Source organism: Evansella clarkii (genome assembly GCF_002019695.1).
Taxonomy (GTDB): Bacteria; Bacillota; Bacilli; order Bacillales; family Salisediminibacteriaceae; genus Evansella; species Evansella clarkii.
In genome coordinates this window covers 2846487-2863470 of record NZ_KV917376.1, presented here as the reverse complement: position 1 = coordinate 2863470, position 16984 = coordinate 2846487, and the positions used below count along the sequence as shown (strand labels likewise).

At 45.7% G+C, this 16984-nt stretch carries 13 protein-coding genes; all 13 read right to left on the bottom strand.

Annotated elements, in window-relative coordinates; all coding sequences use genetic code 11:
* Window positions 1–6: 6 nt before the first annotated feature.
* The 13 genes from pyrE to ileS all read right to left on the bottom strand — a co-directional run bounded on the left by pyrE (window position 7) and on the right by ileS (window position 16943).
* Window positions 7–648, bottom strand: a complete 642-nt coding sequence (pyrE, locus tag BK582_RS13295; protein WP_078595502.1) for an orotate phosphoribosyltransferase — start codon at window positions 646–648, stop codon at window positions 7–9.
* On the bottom strand, window positions 645–1364 hold the full coding sequence (gene pyrF, locus BK582_RS13290) for an orotidine-5'-phosphate decarboxylase (RefSeq protein ID WP_078595501.1): 720 nt from the start codon (window positions 1362–1364) through the stop codon (window positions 645–647). The genes pyrE and pyrF overlap by 4 nt, the downstream gene beginning before the upstream one ends.
* Complete coding sequence (locus BK582_RS13285) at window positions 1346–2275, bottom strand: dihydroorotate dehydrogenase (RefSeq protein ID WP_078595500.1); 930 nt, start codon at window positions 2273–2275, stop codon at window positions 1346–1348. The genes pyrF and BK582_RS13285 overlap by 19 nt, the downstream gene beginning before the upstream one ends.
* Window positions 2272–3051, bottom strand: coding sequence for a dihydroorotate dehydrogenase electron transfer subunit (locus tag BK582_RS13280; RefSeq protein WP_078595499.1), 780 nt, complete (start codon window positions 3049–3051; stop codon window positions 2272–2274). The genes BK582_RS13285 and BK582_RS13280 overlap by 4 nt, the downstream gene beginning before the upstream one ends.
* On the bottom strand, window positions 3048–6260 hold the full coding sequence (gene carB / locus BK582_RS13275) for a carbamoyl-phosphate synthase large subunit (protein ID WP_078595498.1): 3213 nt from the start codon (window positions 6258–6260) through the stop codon (window positions 3048–3050). The genes BK582_RS13280 and carB overlap by 4 nt, the downstream gene beginning before the upstream one ends.
* A complete protein-coding gene (gene carA / locus BK582_RS13270) occupies window positions 6253–7347 on the bottom strand; it encodes a glutamine-hydrolyzing carbamoyl-phosphate synthase small subunit (protein WP_078595497.1) in 1095 nt (364 codons plus the stop codon). Before carA ends, carB begins: the two co-directional genes overlap by 8 nt.
* Window positions 7344–8645: a dihydroorotase gene (locus tag BK582_RS13265; protein WP_078595496.1), complete on the bottom strand. Its 1302-nt coding sequence runs from the start codon at window positions 8643–8645 to the stop codon at window positions 7344–7346. Before BK582_RS13265 ends, carA begins: the two co-directional genes overlap by 4 nt.
* Window positions 8629–9537, bottom strand: a complete 909-nt coding sequence (locus tag BK582_RS13260) for an aspartate carbamoyltransferase catalytic subunit (protein ID WP_078595495.1) — start codon at window positions 9535–9537, stop codon at window positions 8629–8631. The genes BK582_RS13265 and BK582_RS13260 overlap by 17 nt, the downstream gene beginning before the upstream one ends.
* A 213-nt stretch (window positions 9538–9750) precedes the next feature.
* Window positions 9751–11067 carry a solute carrier family 23 protein gene (locus BK582_RS13255; protein ID WP_078598008.1) on the bottom strand — a complete coding sequence of 439 codons (1317 nt, stop codon included), beginning with the start codon at window positions 11065–11067 and terminating at the stop codon, window positions 9751–9753.
* Between the two features lie 154 nt (window positions 11068–11221).
* On the bottom strand, window positions 11222–11767 hold the full coding sequence (gene pyrR / locus BK582_RS13250) for a bifunctional pyr operon transcriptional regulator/uracil phosphoribosyltransferase PyrR (RefSeq protein ID WP_078595494.1): 546 nt from the start codon (window positions 11765–11767) through the stop codon (window positions 11222–11224).
* A 278-nt stretch (window positions 11768–12045) separates the two neighbouring features.
* The gene (locus BK582_RS13245) at window positions 12046–12963 is read right to left on the bottom strand and encodes an RluA family pseudouridine synthase (protein WP_078595493.1); all 918 of its coding nucleotides are present in this window, start codon (window positions 12961–12963) and stop codon (window positions 12046–12048) included.
* Window positions 12964–12965: 2 nt separating this feature from the next.
* Window positions 12966–13427, bottom strand: a complete 462-nt coding sequence (gene lspA / locus BK582_RS13240; RefSeq protein WP_078595492.1) for a signal peptidase II — start codon at window positions 13425–13427, stop codon at window positions 12966–12968.
* Window positions 13428–14183: 756 nt separating this feature from the next.
* Window positions 14184–16943 carry an isoleucine--tRNA ligase gene (gene ileS, locus BK582_RS13235; RefSeq protein WP_078595491.1) on the bottom strand — a complete coding sequence of 920 codons (2760 nt, stop codon included), beginning with the start codon at window positions 16941–16943 and terminating at the stop codon, window positions 14184–14186.
* Window positions 16944–16984 lie beyond the last annotated feature (41 nt).

The window sequence follows — 16984 nt, the reverse complement described above, 5'->3', positions numbered from 1 at the left end:
TGTGCTTCACCCCGTATTCGTTTTACTGAACCACCCTTTGGGATCTCTGCTCCATTTAGCAAGGGTCTCATATTCCTCTTCGGTAATTTTCTTTTCGTCCAATGCTAATTTTAATAGAACAGAATAATTCGTCAAGGAATGTGACGGTATACCTGCCTCCATAAATGCTTCTGCTGCTGTTTCAAATTCGTAAGTAAAAATGGAACATACACCGAGAACGTCTCCATCTGCTTCCTCTAATGCCGCTGCAGCCTGGAGGGAAGATCCCCCTGTTGAAATTAAATCCTCAATTACAACAACTTTTTGTCCCGCTTTAAGGGTTCCTTCTATTTTATTTCCTTTCCCGTGGCCCTTTGCTTTTGACCTGACATAGACCATCGGAAGGGAAAGCCTTTCAGCTGCCCAGGCAGCATGAGGAATTCCTGCTGTCGCAGTACCGGCGATCACTTCAGCTTCCGGATATTTTTCCTTGATTAAAGCAGCAAATTCATCTGAAATTAATTCACGGACTGAAGGATGGGACATCGTCAGCCGGTTGTCGCAATATATCGGGGAACGGAGTCCTGAACTCCATGTGAACGGCTCCTTTGGATTAAGTGAAACAGCATTGATATTTAAAAGTTCTTTCGCGATAGTTTCTGATTTCATAGCCTTCCCTGCCTCCATTCGTTTTCATAATGCTTATATGCAGCAGCCGGGTCTGCAGCACGTGTAATCCCTCTCCCAACGACAATTGCCGTCGATCCGGCACGGGCTGCTTCAAAAGGTGTCATCACCCGCTTCTGGTCATCACCCCCGTCTTCCTTCAGGCGGATTCCAGGTGTAACTGTATAAAAGGATTCACCAAATCTACGGCGGATTTCCGCTGCCTCTTCAGCTGAACAAACCACTCCGTCCAGTCCTGCTTCCTTTGTTTTTCCACATAGGTTCAGCACAGAATCAGGCAGGGGAGTCTGGATATTCAGATCATCCTTCATTACTTGTTCCGACATACTCGTCAGATGCGTAACTGCGATACAAACAGGCATTTTGCCGTTAGCTGGGGTTCCTTCTTCCAGGCCCAGCTTTGCCGCCTGCATCATTTCTATTCCTCCAAGTGCGTGAACATTGACGAGGTCAACTTCCAGAGAAGCGAGCTGGCTCATCGCTCTTCTTACGGTGGTGGGGATATCATGCAGCTTCAGATCGAGAAAAATCCGATGACCGGCATTTTTAAGCACATCAATCAGGGGAGCCCCTTCTTTGTAAAAAAGCTCCATACCGACTTTCACAAAAAGTTTTTCTTCGTTGAAATTATTCAGAAAATCACTTGTCTGCTTCCGGTCCGGGAAATCAAGGGCTACTATTAAAGGGTTTGTCTGCATAGAAGTGAACTCCTTCCTGTGATGGAGCTAAGTTTATCAATTCCCAGTTCATCCATTCGCTTTTCAAGTCCTTCAATCAGATTCGGGCAGGCAAACGGGTCGATAAAATTCGCGGTACCAACTGCTACAGCACTCGCTCCAGCCATCATGAATTCAAGAATATCATCCACTTCGAAAATACCACCCATGCCAATAATCGGGATATCCACCTGCTGGCTTACTTCATAAATCATTCGGATGGCAACCGGCTTGATAGCTGCTCCGGAAAGACCACCTGTTTTGTTGGCCAGAACCGGCTTCCCTGTTTTCAGGTCGATTCTCATTCCGAGAAGCGTATTAATCATGCTTAAGCCGTCTGCACCTGCAGATTCAACTGCCTTGGCGATTGGGACGATATCAGTAACATTTGGAGAAAGCTTCACATAAACCGGCACATTTGAAACAGCTTTTACTTTTTCCGTTAAATCAGCTGCTGTGGCGGCATGTGTTCCAAATGCGATTCCCCCTTCCTTTACATTCGGGCAGGAAATGTTTAATTCAATGGCACTGACATTTTTGGCACGGGAAATTTCCCTTGCGACCTCTGTATAATCCGTTGGTTCGTATCCTGCGATATTTACCACAACAGGTATGTCATATTTTTCGAGCCAGGGCAGTTCGTTTTCCAGAACATGTGAAAGGCCGGGATTTTGCAGGCCGATTGCATTGAGCATTCCCCCTGGGGTTTCCGCTACTCTTGGGGTAGGATTTCCCGCTCGCTCGTCCAGAGTGACCGCTTTTACGCAGATCGCCCCTAATTTATTTAAATCATAAAGCTTAGCGAATTCCTGGCCAAACCCGAAGCAGCCTGACGCAGGCATCACTGGATTTTTCATTGAAAGCCCTGGAAGTTCTGTTTGCAAACGATTCATATTAACACCTCTCCCGCTGGAAATACTGGCCCGTCACTGCAAATTTTACGATATTTCCTGCCGCTCGTACTGCCAGGGTCCTTCAGCTGGCAGACACAGGCGAGACATGCGCCAATACCGCAGCCCATTCTCTCCTCCATGGACACAAAACCTGGTCCCTTTGCCGTTTCTTCCACTGCTCTCAGCATCGGATTAGGCCCGCAAGTATAATAAGTGTCATAACTGGATGCAAGCTGATTTATTGCATCTGTAACATACCCTTTAACTCCCTTTGAACCGTCTTCTGTTGTAATAATGACTTTGCCAAGCTGCTGAAATTCCTCTTCGAGAAAAATGTCTTCTGCCTTACGAAAGCCCAGAATAGTAATAATTTCTGCACCTTTTTCAGCAAGCTGCCTTCCAAGATAATAAAGTGGCGGGATTCCCACTCCCCCTCCCACAAGAAGGCATGTGTCGCCGCTTTTCACTGCATCTGTCGGGAAACCTTTGCCTAATGGTCCGAAAACCTTAATTTCTTCCCCCGGAACTTTTCCGGCAAGAAGCTTCGTGCCTCTGCCTTCCGTACGGTAAATGAGAGTCAGCTCCTCTTTTTCCGCCTCCACATCAGCAATACTCAATGGTCTGCGGAGGGAAGGGTCAATCCCGGGCTGGATCTTCACATGGACAAACTGCCCGGGAGCTGTCATCTCCCGGATTGATTTTCCTTGAAGCTTCACCTGAAAAATATTCGGTGCCAGCTGTTTCTGTTCCTTAATCTTCAGATATTCATCTTTCATACGCCAGCACCTTCCCTTATCTTTTTCGGCGACCCAACAGCTTCTGCAGAGAAGGAGATCGTTTCCATTACTCTCAGCAATGCTTCTGCAGTATCCATCGAAGTGAGGCAGACGATTCCGTGTTCAACCGCTTCACGCCTGATTCTGAACCCGTCCCGGGCAGGCTGCTTTCCTTTTGTTAATGTGTTGATAATAAACTGTGCCTGGCCCTTTTCTATGACATCAAGCATGTCAGGGGAATTTCCCCCAATCTTTGAAACTACTGTTACAGGGATATTTTCAGCAGCGATTCTTTTCGCTGTGCCTTCCGTTGCGAGCAGATGGTAGCCGATTCTGTGGAATCGTTTCGCCAGCTCCACGGCTTCCCCTTTATCTTTATCAGCAGTAGTGAAGAGTACGGAACCATAGGCTGGTATTTTCATGCCGGATGCAATCAGCCCTTTATACAGTGCTTTTTCAAGTGTATAATCTCTTCCCATTACTTCACCGGTTGATTTCATTTCCGGTCCTAGAGTGATGTCTACACTGCGCAGTTTTGCGAAAGAGAACACAGGCACTTTCACGGATACCTGCTCAGGTTCAGGGAGGCAGCCTGTTTGATATCCCTGGTCTGCAAGGCTTTCTCCAAGAATTGCTTTCGTTGCGATGTTAGCCATATTTACACCAGTAATTTTGCTTAAGAACGGAACTGTTCTGCTTGATCTCGGATTTACTTCAATCACGTAAATATTGTTGCGGTGAATAACAAACTGAATGTTCAGCAGGCCGATAATATTGAATCCTCTTGCAAGCCTGATCGTATAGTCGATAATCTGGTTTTTCAGTTTTTTACTGATATTCTGTGTCGGATATACGGCAATGGAGTCTCCTGAGTGCACGCCGGCTCGTTCAATATGCTCCATAATCCCAGGGATCAGCACCGTTTCTCCGTCTGAGACAGCATCCACTTCAATTTCCTTCCCTGTGAGATACCGGTCAATCAAAACCGGGTGCTTTTCATTTATTTTTACAGCCCTGTCCATATACTTAAGGAGATCCTGTTCGTTATAGACAATTTCCATTGCTCTCCCACCTAGTACGTAGGAAGGCCTTACCAGTACAGGATAGCCGATGCCATTAGCGATTCCTACTGCTTCTGTCACAGAAGTTGCCGTTTTTCCTTCCGGCTGCGGTATGTCAAGCTCCATGAGCATTTGTTCAAATTTATCTCTGTCCTCTGCACGGTCCATATTTTCCAGAGAAGTACCGAGAAGTTTAACTCCTCTTTCCTCCAGTTCTGAAGCAAGGTTAAGCGCCGTCTGACCTCCGAACTGCACGATTACACCTAATGGCTTTTCATGCTCGACTACATGCATGACATCCTCCACTGTGAGCGGTTCAAAATAAAGCTTATCGGAAATCTGGAAGTCCGTTGAAACTGTCTCCGGATTATTATTAATGATAATTGCTTCATAGCCCGCTTCACGGATGGCTTTCACTGTATGGACGGTAGCATAGTCAAACTCGATTCCCTGCCCGATGCGGATTGGGCCGGAACCAAGTACGAGAACGGAAGGTTTTTCTGTGAGGACCGACTCGTTCTCCTCTTCGTATGTTCCGTAATAATATGGCGTTTCTGAGGCAAACTCCGCTGCACACGTGTCTACCATTTTATAGACCGGAACAATATTATGTTCTTTTCTGTAGCCGGAAACTTCCAGTTCATTAACTCCAAATACATCTGCGATTTCCGGGTCGGAGAATCCAAGGCTTTTTGCTTCCCGGAGCACTTCTGTATCCCATGGGTTTTCCGCCAGCTCTTTTTCCATATCAACGATTCTCTTAATCTGGTAAAGGAAAAAGCGGTCGATTTTCGTCATAGAATGTAACTCTTCCATGTCATAACCAAGGCGGAAAGCTTCCGCAGTTAAAATTAACCGCTCGTCATCTGCCTCAACTAAACGTTTCCTCAACTCCTCATGGCTGAAATGTTTTCCCTGTTTAAAACTGATGTGCTGCAGATCAACCTCTGTCGATCTGATTGCTTTTAATAAAGATTCCGGAAGATTTCTCCCAATTGCCATCACTTCACCAGTAGCTTTCATCTGGGTGCCAAGCTTACGGTTTGCTGAATCAAACTTATCGAACGGCCATCTCGGAATTTTTGTAACTACATAATCAAGGGCCGGCTCGAAGCTCGCATAAGTAGTAAGTGTAACCGGGTTTTTACATTCATCGAGCTGATAACCAACTGCGATTTTCGCTGACAGCTTGGCTATCGGGTAGCCTGTTGCTTTAGAAGCAAGGGCAGAAGAACGGCTTACCCGTGGATTAACCTCAATGATAAAGTAGTTCTCGCTGTATGGATCGAGAGCGAACTGAACGTTGCAGCCCCCTTCGATTCCGAGAGCCCGGATGATTTTCAGGGAGGAATTCCTTAAAATCTGATATTCCCTGTCTGTCAGTGTCTGGCTTGGGGCCACTACTATGGAATCTCCTGTATGTATTCCTACAGGGTCAATGTTCTCCATGTTACAAACGACGATCGCCTGGTCATTTTTATCCCGCATAACCTCATATTCAACTTCTTTAAATCCTGCGATGCTTTTTTCAATCAGGCACTGGTTCACCGGACTGCTGCTAAGGCCGCCTGTTACAATTTCCTTCAGCTGTTCTTCATTGTATACAAGGCCTCCGCCAGTTCCACCCAGTGTGTATGCGGGGCGCACTATAACCGGATAACCGATTTCATCAACAAATTCTCTTGCTTCTTCCAGACTGTGGACAATCTCACTTGCAGGTACAGGTTCATTTAATTCATTCATAAGGCTGCGGAACAAATCTCTGTCTTCCGCCTGTTTAATCGCCTTTAAATCTGTACCAAGAAGCTCGATTCCGTATTCGTCAAGAAGACCTGATTCGGAAAGCTCCACCGCCATGTTCAGTCCTGTCTGGCCGCCGAGGGTTGCCAGGATACCGTCAGGCTGTTCCTGCCTGATAACACGGCTTACAAACTGCAGTGTAAGTGGTTCAATATATACTCTGTCTGCAATCGTTTCGTCCGTCATAATTGTCGCGGGGTTGGAATTGATAAGAACAACTTCGTAGCCTTCTTCCATAAGCGCCTGGCACGCCTGTGTGCCGGCATAATCAAATTCCGCTGCCTGGCCGATAACAATAGGGCCAGAACCGATGACAAGTATTTTCTTAATATCTGTACGTTTAGGCATGAATGATCCCCTTCCTTGCTGCATGATCTTTAAGCATCTGGCGAAATTCTTTGAATAATCCATTCGCATCTTCCGGACCTGGTGAAGCTTCCGGATGGTACTGCACGCTGAATGCAGGGACTTCTTTATGGCGGATACCTTCAACCGACCCGTCATTTACGTTAATATGCGTTATTTCAAGCTCAGTGTCCGCAAGGCTTTCCGGCAGGACAGTGTACCCGTGGTTCTGGGCTGTTATAGCAATCTGGCCGGTTCTTAAGTCCTTAACTGGGTGATTGCTTCCCCGGTGGCCGAATTTCATTTTCGCTGTCTTTGCGCCGGATGCCAATGCGAGAAGCTGGTGGCCTAAGCAAATACCGAAGATAGGGATTTCACCAGTTAATTCTCTGACTGTTTTTATTGCCTCAGGCACATCCTGCGGGTTTCCCGGACCATTACTCAGCACGATACCATCCGGCTGGAAAAGGCGGATTTCTTCAGCTGTCGTGTTATGTGGCACTACCATTACTTCATAGCCTTCAGCAACCAGATTTTTAACAATCCCTTTTTTCACTCCGTAATCGATAAGAACTACCCGCTCCTTCGTTCCCGGGTTCACAAAGCGTGTTTTTGTGGAAACTCTTTCTACCTGATCAGTCGGAAAATTCGCCTGCTGAAGATAAAAAATTATTTCTTCGGTATCTGCGTCAGCAGAACAAAGCCGCCCTTTTAACGTACCAGTCTCGCGAATCATTTTTGTCAGTTTTCTCGTATCAATTCCTTCAAGCCCCGGAATGTCAAAGTGTTTCAGCCACTCATCGAGTGAAAGATTTGAACGAAAGTGGCTTGGGTAAGCGGAAGCCTCTTTGACGATCAGGCCGTGAATATTGGGAATAATACTTTCAAAGTCATCCCGGTTTATTCCGTAATTTCCGATCAAGGGGTATGTCATCGTAACGATCTGGCCGCAATACGAAGGATCTGACATGATTTCCTGGTAACCTGTCATCCCTGTGTTAAATACTACTTCTCCTTCACTTTCCTTTTCGCTTCCGATTGCCCTACCTTCAAAAACCGCTCCATTTTCAAGAACTAGTAATCTTTTCATGACATAACCTCCTCATTCTTCCATGCTGTCTTCCCTGCTGCCACTGTCTGAACTGGCCAGGCAGTAAGCAATTCATCCTTAAAAGGTGTATTTTTTCCTTTAGAGTAAAACTCTTCAGGATTAACTCTGGCAACATGCTCAAGATTGATCACTGTAAAATCCGCTGCACTGCCTTCTTCCAGTCTCCCGTATGGCAGATTAAATGCATCTGCAGGTTTCTCAGTCAGCCACTGAATTATCTCGTGAAGCTCACAGACTCCCTTTTTAACCAGTTTTGTGTAAAGGAGCGGAAATGCAATTTCAAGACCGACAATTCCAAACGGCGCTTCTACAACAGGCAGTTCCTTCTCTTCTTTTGTATGGGGTGCGTGGTCAGTTGCAATGAAATCAATCGTTCCGTCAAGCAGCCCTTCGATCAATGCTTCCCTGTCTTCCCGTCCTCTGAGGGGCGGGTTCATTTTATAGTCAGGGTCTGCTCCGGGGATATCGTCCTCACATAATATCAAGTGATGAGGGGTTACTTCAGCAGTCACTTTTATCCCTGCCCGCTTCGCATCCCTGATTATCCTCACTGACTCTTTCGTACTAACGTGGCACACGTGGTAGTGGACTCCCGCAGCTTCAGCAAGAAGGACATCTCTTGCAATGTGCACGGATTCAGCCGCAGATAAGATTCCTGGTATATTATGTTTCTTTGAAAACTCGCCTTCGTGCACCGCTCCGCCATACAGCAGACTGTTATCTTCACAATGGGCAACAACCGCTTTGTTCACTTTCGCCGCTGCAAGCATCGCCTCGTACATTTTCCCAGCTTCCTGCACACCTACTCCATCATCTGTAAAAGCGAATGCTCCTAGTTTCGCAAGGCTTTCCATATCTGTAAGATTCTTTCCTGCCTGCCTTTCTGTAATGGAAGCATACGGCAGAACCCTCACATGCCCTTTTTCTTTCATAGCATCAGATATTGCTGTGAAGTGCTCAGGTGTGTCGGGTACGGGCCTTGTGTTCGGCATAGCTGCGATAGTTGTAAAACCGCCTCTGGCAGCAGCCATTGTACCAGTTTCAATCGTTTCTTTCTTTTCGCCTCCTGGCTCACGGAGATGCACATGAAGGTCAACAAATCCAGGAGTGATGAGCATCCCGTTCAGATTAACTGCTTCATCATATTTTTCCGTAACCGCTGATACGTCATGGTAAATCCTTTCGATTTTCCCTGATTCTGAGTTTACTGCGATAGATATCGTCTCTCTTTCTCCCTTTTCGTTAAAGATCCATCCATTTTTATATAATGTGCGCATACTGTTTTTCCCCCTTCAGATTAAGTAAGCTGGCCAGTACAGCCTTTCTTGCTAATACTCCGTTCTTCATTTGCTTAAATATTCTCGAACGGCTACATTCCACCAGTTCGTCAGCGATCTCCACATCACGGTTCACAGGTGCAGGATGCATAATAATCGCCTCAGGAAGCATCCTTTTTTCTCTCTCCAAAGTCAGCCCGTATTTCATATGATATTCTTCATTCGATAAGCCTTCTTCGTTTTCATGGCGCTCCGTCTGTATTCTGAGCATCATCATCACATGGGCTTTTTCCACCGCTTCGTCGATGGTTATAACATTCCCTTTTGTAATAGCCGGGTCCATCCATTCCTCAGGACCAGTGAAAAATACATTTGCGCCTAATTTTCTAAGTATGTCAGCATTCGTCCGGGCTACTCTGCTGTGCCTGATATCACCAGAGATCACGATATCAAGACCCTGGAAGATGACGAATTCCTGCTGAATTGTCAGTAGATCGAGCAGGGACTGTGTCGGGTGGTCTCCTGCTCCATCGCCGGCATTTATAACAGGGATCGTGATATTCTCAAGCTCTTTATAATAAGCTTTCTGGCTGGACCGGATGATTACCGCTTTACAGCCTATAGCTTCCAGTGTTCTTACAGTATCGTATAATGTTTCACCTTTTTGAACGCTCGATGAGCTTTCGTCAAGAGTAATGGCGTGAAGCCCGAGTTCGTTCTGCGCAACCTGAAAGCTGCATTTCGTTCTTGTGCTCGGTTCCAAAAACAGATTTGCAACTGTCACAGGCGGATAGTGCTGCTGAAAAAAGGTGCCCTCCATCTGTTTTGCCATATTTAAAATATCCTCAAGCTCATTAATCGTTAAATCATTTAATGTTCTTAAGTGTTTCATATCTCGACCCTCTCCTAACTGTTGGATTTCTCACCGTCTGGAAGTTCAGGGTATAAAAAAGCACCCTGATTTTATACATTCAGGGTGCCCACTGTTCTGCTTTCCGCAGAACGATATGCTTAAAGAAGAGGGGGCTATCCATGCCCCCCTGTCCTTCAGCATCGTGTTCACCCTTCCAAGCCTCACGGGACTTAGTTAAAGGATGATTTCATATTAAGCTGCTTCTCTATCCTGCTTTTTAGTCTCACTTTCAAAAATCTCGTCCGGGTCTGCGACTTTCTCTCTGCCAGGAAGAGCAAGGTTAAGGATAATCCCAATCACTGTAGCAAGAGCCATTCCTGCGATCTGAATGTTTTCATTGATCTGGATGAATGCTCCGCCAATCCCGATAACAAGGATTACTGAAGAGATGATCAGGTTACGTTTTTTACCGATGTCCACTTTGTTATCAATCATCATTCTTAATCCGCTTGATGCGATGATACCGAACAGAAGGATTGATACACCACCCATTACCGCTGTAGGTATCGTCGTAATGAGAGCCGAAACCTTTCCGACAAAGCCGAACAGTACCGCTGTCACTGCAGCTCCTCCGATTACGTAGACGCTGAATACTCTTGTAAGTGCTACAACCCCGATATTTTCCCCGTATGTGGTGTTCGGAGGTCCGCCAAGGAACGAGCTGATAATCGTCGCAATCCCGTCACCGAAGATGGAACGGTGCAGACCTGGCTTTTCCACAAAGTTTCTGCCGACTACTTTACTTAATACCATTTGATCCCCAATGTGTTCAGATAAAGTTACTACTGCAATCGGCACCATGATCAGGAAGATTTCCCATGAAAATGACGGGCTGTATGTGACGAACGGGATGATGAAATCCGGGGCCTGTATCCAGTTTGCCTCCCTTACTGCTGTCAGGTCAACCAACCCCTGGGTATAGGCGATTGTATAACCTGCTACAATTCCAATCAGGATTGGAATAAGTCCAAAGAATCCTTTAAAGAACACTGACGCTATAATAGTGACAAACAATGTCCCAAGAGCTACAGCAAAGTGTGTGCCGCTGTATGCTTCAGTCAAAGGGTCGTTCATCGCCATGTCGATCGCGACTCCTGCAAGTCCCAGACCGATAACCATGATAACCGGACCTACAACAATCGGCGGGAGGAGGTTCATCAGCCAGCGCACTCCTGTGTATTTAATGATTACCGCTACAATTCCGTACAGTAATCCGGCAAAGAAGCTTCCGATCATTACTCCTTCAGGCCCGCCGATGCTCATACCCGCTATAATCGGCATAATGAAAGCGAACGAAGAGCCGAGATAAGCCGGCACCTGGCCTTTTGTTATAAGGAGATATGCAAGTGTTCCAAGACCACTGGATACAAGCGCTACTGCAGGGCTTAAACCTGTGAGAAGCGGTACAAGAATCGTAGCGCCGAACATAGCGAAAAGGTGCTGAATGCTCAATATAATCCATTTATCAAGACGTGGAATTTCGTTTACCTCAATTGTTTTTTGTTTCATGTTAATTCCTCCTCCAGCTATTTTGGACATCAAAAAACCTCTTTGCAGACAAAGAGGCAACATCGCTTCCGCATGCCGGTATGCACAGACTTCTTTTAGAAGGCCTGCTCCGGTCCGGGAGGAGTATACCCCTTGTCAGCCTCACGGGACTGTATTAAAGGGAGGTTTTTTGTGTGATTTTTACTTCATCGATTCCATCCACTTCATTTAGCTTTGCTTCCACAACTTCCGATTTGGAAGTTGGAACGTTTTTTCCGATAAAATCAGGTCTGATTGGGAGTTCCCGGTGACCCCGGTCGATTAGAACTGCCAGCTGTATCTGTTCGGGCCTGCCCAGGTCGATAAGCGCATCCAGCGCTGCTCTTACTGTTCTGCCTGTATAAAGCACATCGTCAATAAGGATCACTTTCTTGTTATCCACTCCAGCTGAAATACTTGTTCCTTTCAACTCCGGCTCATCATCCTGTGTTTTCGTTGTGAGGTCATCTCTGTAAAGCGTGATGTCCACTTCCCCTACTTCAATAGCCTCACCTTCGATTTGCTCAATCTTTTCAGCCAGGCGCTGTGCAAGATAAATTCCCCTCGTTTTAATCCCTACCAGGATACAATTATCGATACCTTTATTTCTTTCGATTATTTCGTGAGCAATCCTTGTAAGAGCCCTGCGAATCGCCTGTTCATCCATAATCGCTTTCGACATGTTTCCCACTCCTCTGCTGCATGATGGGTTTCTAGTAAAAATTATGTCTGGATTCCCTTTACCTGGCAGATGCCATTAAAAATCCCTCTCACCGTTATTCAGCGAGAGGGATTGGTCTGCTTGTGTTATCCAGGCCGGAATATACACTCCGGGCATAATAAACACATTCCAGGCACACTTTCTCTATAAAGTGTGTTTCCTTCTCAGCCTCACGGGACTGTAGTTAAAGGTATCCGTATTTGATTCTTCAGCTATTATCACACTTGCTGCGAAAAATGTCAACTGGTTTTCTTTAAAATCTCAAGGCAGTTTTCAAAGTCTTCAGGAAGCGGTGCCTGAAACACCATCTCTTCCTTTGTCCTTGGGTGTATAAAACCGAGCATCTCTGCGTGAAGGGCCTGCCCTTCGATTGGAAAATCATTTTGTTTCTTTCTCGGCCCGTACTTCGGGTCGCCAACAATCGGAAAGCCAATATATTTCATATGCACCCTGATCTGATGGGTCCTGCCAGTTTCAAGTTCACATGCTACCAGTGTATGTTTGGAGAAACGTTCGATTACATGAAAATGAGTCACAGCGTCTCTGCTGTTCAGTTCTGTCACTGCCATGCTCTGCCTGTCGTCAGGATTTCTTCCGATAGGCGCCTCAATCGTTCCTTTATCATGAGCGATAATACCGGAAACAATGGCGTAATACCTCCGTTTTGTCGTCTTGTTTTTCAGCTGTTCCACCAGCGATTCATGTGCCAGGTCGTTTTTGGCAACCATGAGAAGCCCTGATGTATCTTTATCGATACGGTGGACAATGCCTGGACGCATTACTCCGTTAATTCCTGACAGATCACTGCAGTGAGCCATCAACCCGTTCACTAATGTTCCTGAATAGTGGCCAGGAGCCGGGTGTACTACCATCCCCCGAGGCTTGTTTACAACAAGCACATCGGAGTCCTCGTAAATAATATCAAGATCCATCTCTTCCGCTTCTACATTAAGAGGCTCGAGCTCTGGTTCATTTATTTCGATTTTATCTCCTGCGACCACTTTATATTTATTTTTTACTGTGTCTCCGTTTACTTTAATATGCCCGTCTTTTATCCATTGCTGGATGAGAGAACGGGACCAGTCCGGATACTGATCTGAGATAAATTTATCAATTCGCACCCCGCCGGCTTCTGCTTTCAAAAAATAAGTTTCCATTTTTATGACTTCCCTTGCTCTTTTTCTTCTTTTATCACATGGATAATCAACATAATCACCCCGACTACAAGGGCAGAATCAGCCACGTTAAAAATAGGGTAATTATAATTGAAAATGTATACGTCAAGAAAATCTACAACTTCGCCGAAAAGTACACGGTCAATAAAATTCCCGATAGCTCCGCCTAAAACAAGGCCCAGAGAAATTCCGAACAAACGGTTTTGCCTTCCATACACCTGAATGTAATAGACAACTACTCCTACTACAATGATGGTAGCAATATAAAAGAGCCACATCTGCCCTTGAAGAATCCCAAACGCCGCCCCGGCATTTCTATGGGAGGTAAGATAAAAGAACCCTTCAATAACCGGTATACTTTCTCTTATTTCCATATTTTGTACTACGAGCCATTTCGTAAACTGATCTATTACTAAAACAATAAAAGCAATTAAATAAAAGATCACGTATTCTCCCCCATTCAAAACATATATCCTTATGCATTTTAGCATACAGGGCCTGCACAAACAATTGATATATAGGCAGGCTGCTTTTATTTTTGGTTTATTTTAGCGGGTGAGGGAGAATTCTCATGCAGACGGCGTTTAATTTTAAGGCGTCTGCTTTGTGAAAATATCTTTCCCTAGTTTCGGTGTTATATTAGTTTTTGGTGTGTCGTATCTGGTTGACTGCGTTCGGGTAGGGAAGATTTCATTTTCGCCGGTTTACTGGTGTTAACTCAGGTTTTTAACCTGGCACTTTGGTTCCAGGTACCCCGGTTCCAGGAACGTTGGTGCCACGTTGATCTGCTTCCATTTCCGCACATTTACTCCTGTTTACTCACGTTTTTATCCTGGCACCTGCGTACCCGGTTAGCTCGTACCCGGTTCACTGGTGCCACGTTGATCTGCTTCTGTTTTCGACCGTTTACTCCTTTTTACTCACTTTTTTATCCTGGCACTTATGTACCGGGTTCGCTCGTACCGGGTTCGTTGGTGCCACGTTGATCTGCTTCTTTTTCCGCACATTTACTCCTGTTTACTCACGTTTTTATCCTGGCACTTTGGTTCCAGGAACCCAGGTGCCAGGTTGCCGAAATCCCGACCCCTGATTCAATGGTTAAGGTTAACCCTCACCACCTACCCGCATTCGCCTCCAACCGCCTAACCCCCACTTCCGAACACAAAAAAACTGCACCTATGCAGTGCAGTTTTTTTCAAAATTTATTCGTAATGGTTAGCTACAATGTCAGCGCAGCTGCTGCAGAGTGCTGGGTGTCTATCATCGTTTCCGACTGTAGTTGATACAACCCAGCAGCGTTCGCATTTTTCTCCTTCAGCGAATACTACGTTTACCGATAAATGATCGTATGCTTTTGTTTCTGCAGGTGCATCGTCTTTTGCGGCAACTTTAGCACTGGAAGTAATAAACAGTTTGTTCAGTCCCTCAATATTTTCAAGGAGTTCTTTCGCTTTTCCTTCAGCAAAAATCTGAACTTCTGCTTCCAGGCTTTTCTTAATTCCTTTGTCTTTGCGTGCTTCCTCTAATGCTTTAAGCACATCGTCTCGAACTTCCATGAAGTAATCCCACTTGTCAGTAAGTTCGCTGGCGTTGTCAAACTCTTTTGTTTCAGGCATGTCTGTCAGCTGGACGCTGTCTTCTTCCACTCCAGGGACGAGCTTCCATACTTCATCTGTTGTATGGGAAAGAATTGGTGACATTAACTTTGTAAGCGCAACTAGTGTCTCATACATTACTGTCTGAATGCCGCGGCGGTCAGGATGGTCTGCATGCTGGATGTACAAAGTATCCTTGGCAATATCCATATAGAAAGAGCTGAGCTCTATTGTACAGAAGTTGTGTACTTTGTTATATACATTGGCGAATTGGTATTCGTCATAGCCCTTCTTCGCATCACGAACAAGATTATTCAGCTTAACAAGCATATATCGGTCAAGTTCTGAAAGATTTTCATAGCTTACTGTGTTTTCTGACGGGTTAAAATCGTGCAGGTTTCCAAGCATAAAACGGAATGTGTTTCTGATCTTTCTGTACACTTCAGCAACCTGCTTCAGGATGTTATCGGAAACACGCACATCAGCCTGGTAATCAACAGAAGCTACCCAGAGGCGGAGAATATCCGCTCCAAGCTGTTTCATAACTTTATCAGGTACGATAACGTTACCTACAGACTTACTCATTTTTCTGCCTTCGCCGTCCAGCGTAAAACCGTGGCTCAAAACAGATTTATACGGAGCTTTTCCAGTTACAGCTACAGCTGTAGACAGAGAAGAGTTAAACCAGCCACGGTACTGGTCTGAACCTTCCAGGTACATATCCGCCGGCCGCTGCAGATCTTCTCTTTCTACAAGAACAGACTGGTGGGATGATCCAGAGTCAAACCAGACATCCATAATATCTGTTTCCTTTGTAAAGGTTCCGTTCGGGCTGTGTTCAGACGTAAACCCTTCCGGTAGAAGGTCCTTCGCTTCTCTTTCAAACCAGATGTTAGAGCCGTGTTCACGGAATAGTTCAGAGACGTGGTTAATTGTTTCGTCTGTAATGATTGGCTCGCCGTTCTCCCCGTAGAAGATCGGAATCGGCACTCCCCACGCGCGCTGGCGGGAAATACACCAGTCTCCCCGGTCACGGACCATATTATAAAGCCTTGTTTCGCCCCATTTTGGTATCCAGTTCACTCCGTTGATTTCACGAAGAAGATCTTCGCGGAAATCTTTAATAGAAGCAAACCACTGGGAAGTCGCCCGGAAAATTACCGGCTTCTTCGTTCTCCAGTCATGGGGATAAGAGTGAGTCATGAAATTAAGTTTCAGGAGAGCTCCCACTTCCTGCAGCTTCTCCGTGATTGGTTTGTTTGCTGTATCATAGAAAAGACCTTCGAACATTGGCGCTTCAGAAGTAAAGACACCTTTATCATCGACTGGAGTCAAAACATCGAGGCCGTATTTCTGGCCGATAATGTAATCATCTTCCCCGTGACCAGGTGCAGTATGGACACAGCCTGTTCCTGCTTCAAGCGTTACATGCTCTCCAAGCATAACCAGTGATTCACGATCATAAAACGGGTGCTTAGCAACAGTTTTATCGAGCTCAGAACCTTTTAAGGTTTTCAGAACTTCATGGTTTTCCCATTCCAGCTCTTTCTCCAGGTCTTCAAGAAGCCCTTGGGCAACAATGTATTTTTCCCCGCTGACTTTAACAACCGCATAGTCCAGCTCAGGGTGGACAGCAATTCCTAAGTTTGCCGGAATCGTCCATGGGGTAGTTGTCCAGATTACATATTTTTCGTCGCCTTCCAGAACGCCTTTTCCGTCTTTAACTTCGAAAGCTACATAGATAGACGGAGAGCGTTTGTCCTGGTACTCGATTTCCGCTTCCGCTAATGCTGATTCAGAAGAAGGAGACCAGTAGACAGGCTTTTTGCCTTTATAAATATATCCCTTCTTGGCCATTTCACCGAAAACCTTAATTTGCTGTGCTTCATACTCAGGGTGAAGAGTGACATAGGGGTTTTCCCAGTCGCCGCGCACACCGAGACGTTTAAACTGCTCCCGCTGGCTGTCGATCTGTCCCAGAGCGTATTCTTCACATTTCTGGCGGAATTCAGCGACGCTTAATTTCTTTCGGTCGACTTTCCCCTTCTTTGTGAGAGCTGTTTCGATTGGCAGTCCGTGAGTATCCCATCCAGGGACGTACGGAGCGTGGAAGCCTGCCATTGATTTATAACGGACGATGAAATCTTTTAGTACTTTATTAAGGGCGTGGCCCATGTGGATATCCCCGTTAGCATACGGCGGTCCGTCGTGAAGTACGAAGAGAGGGCGCCCTTCCGTTCTGTTTTGTACTTTCTCATATATCTTTTGTTCTTCCCATTCCTGTTGCATTCCTGGTTCCCGATTAGGCAGGTTTCCGCGCATAGGAAACTCTGTCTTCGGCATAAGCAGCGTGTCTTTGTAATCCATTTGCCGCTTCCTCCTTTTATGTTCAATTGTTTTAAAGTTTG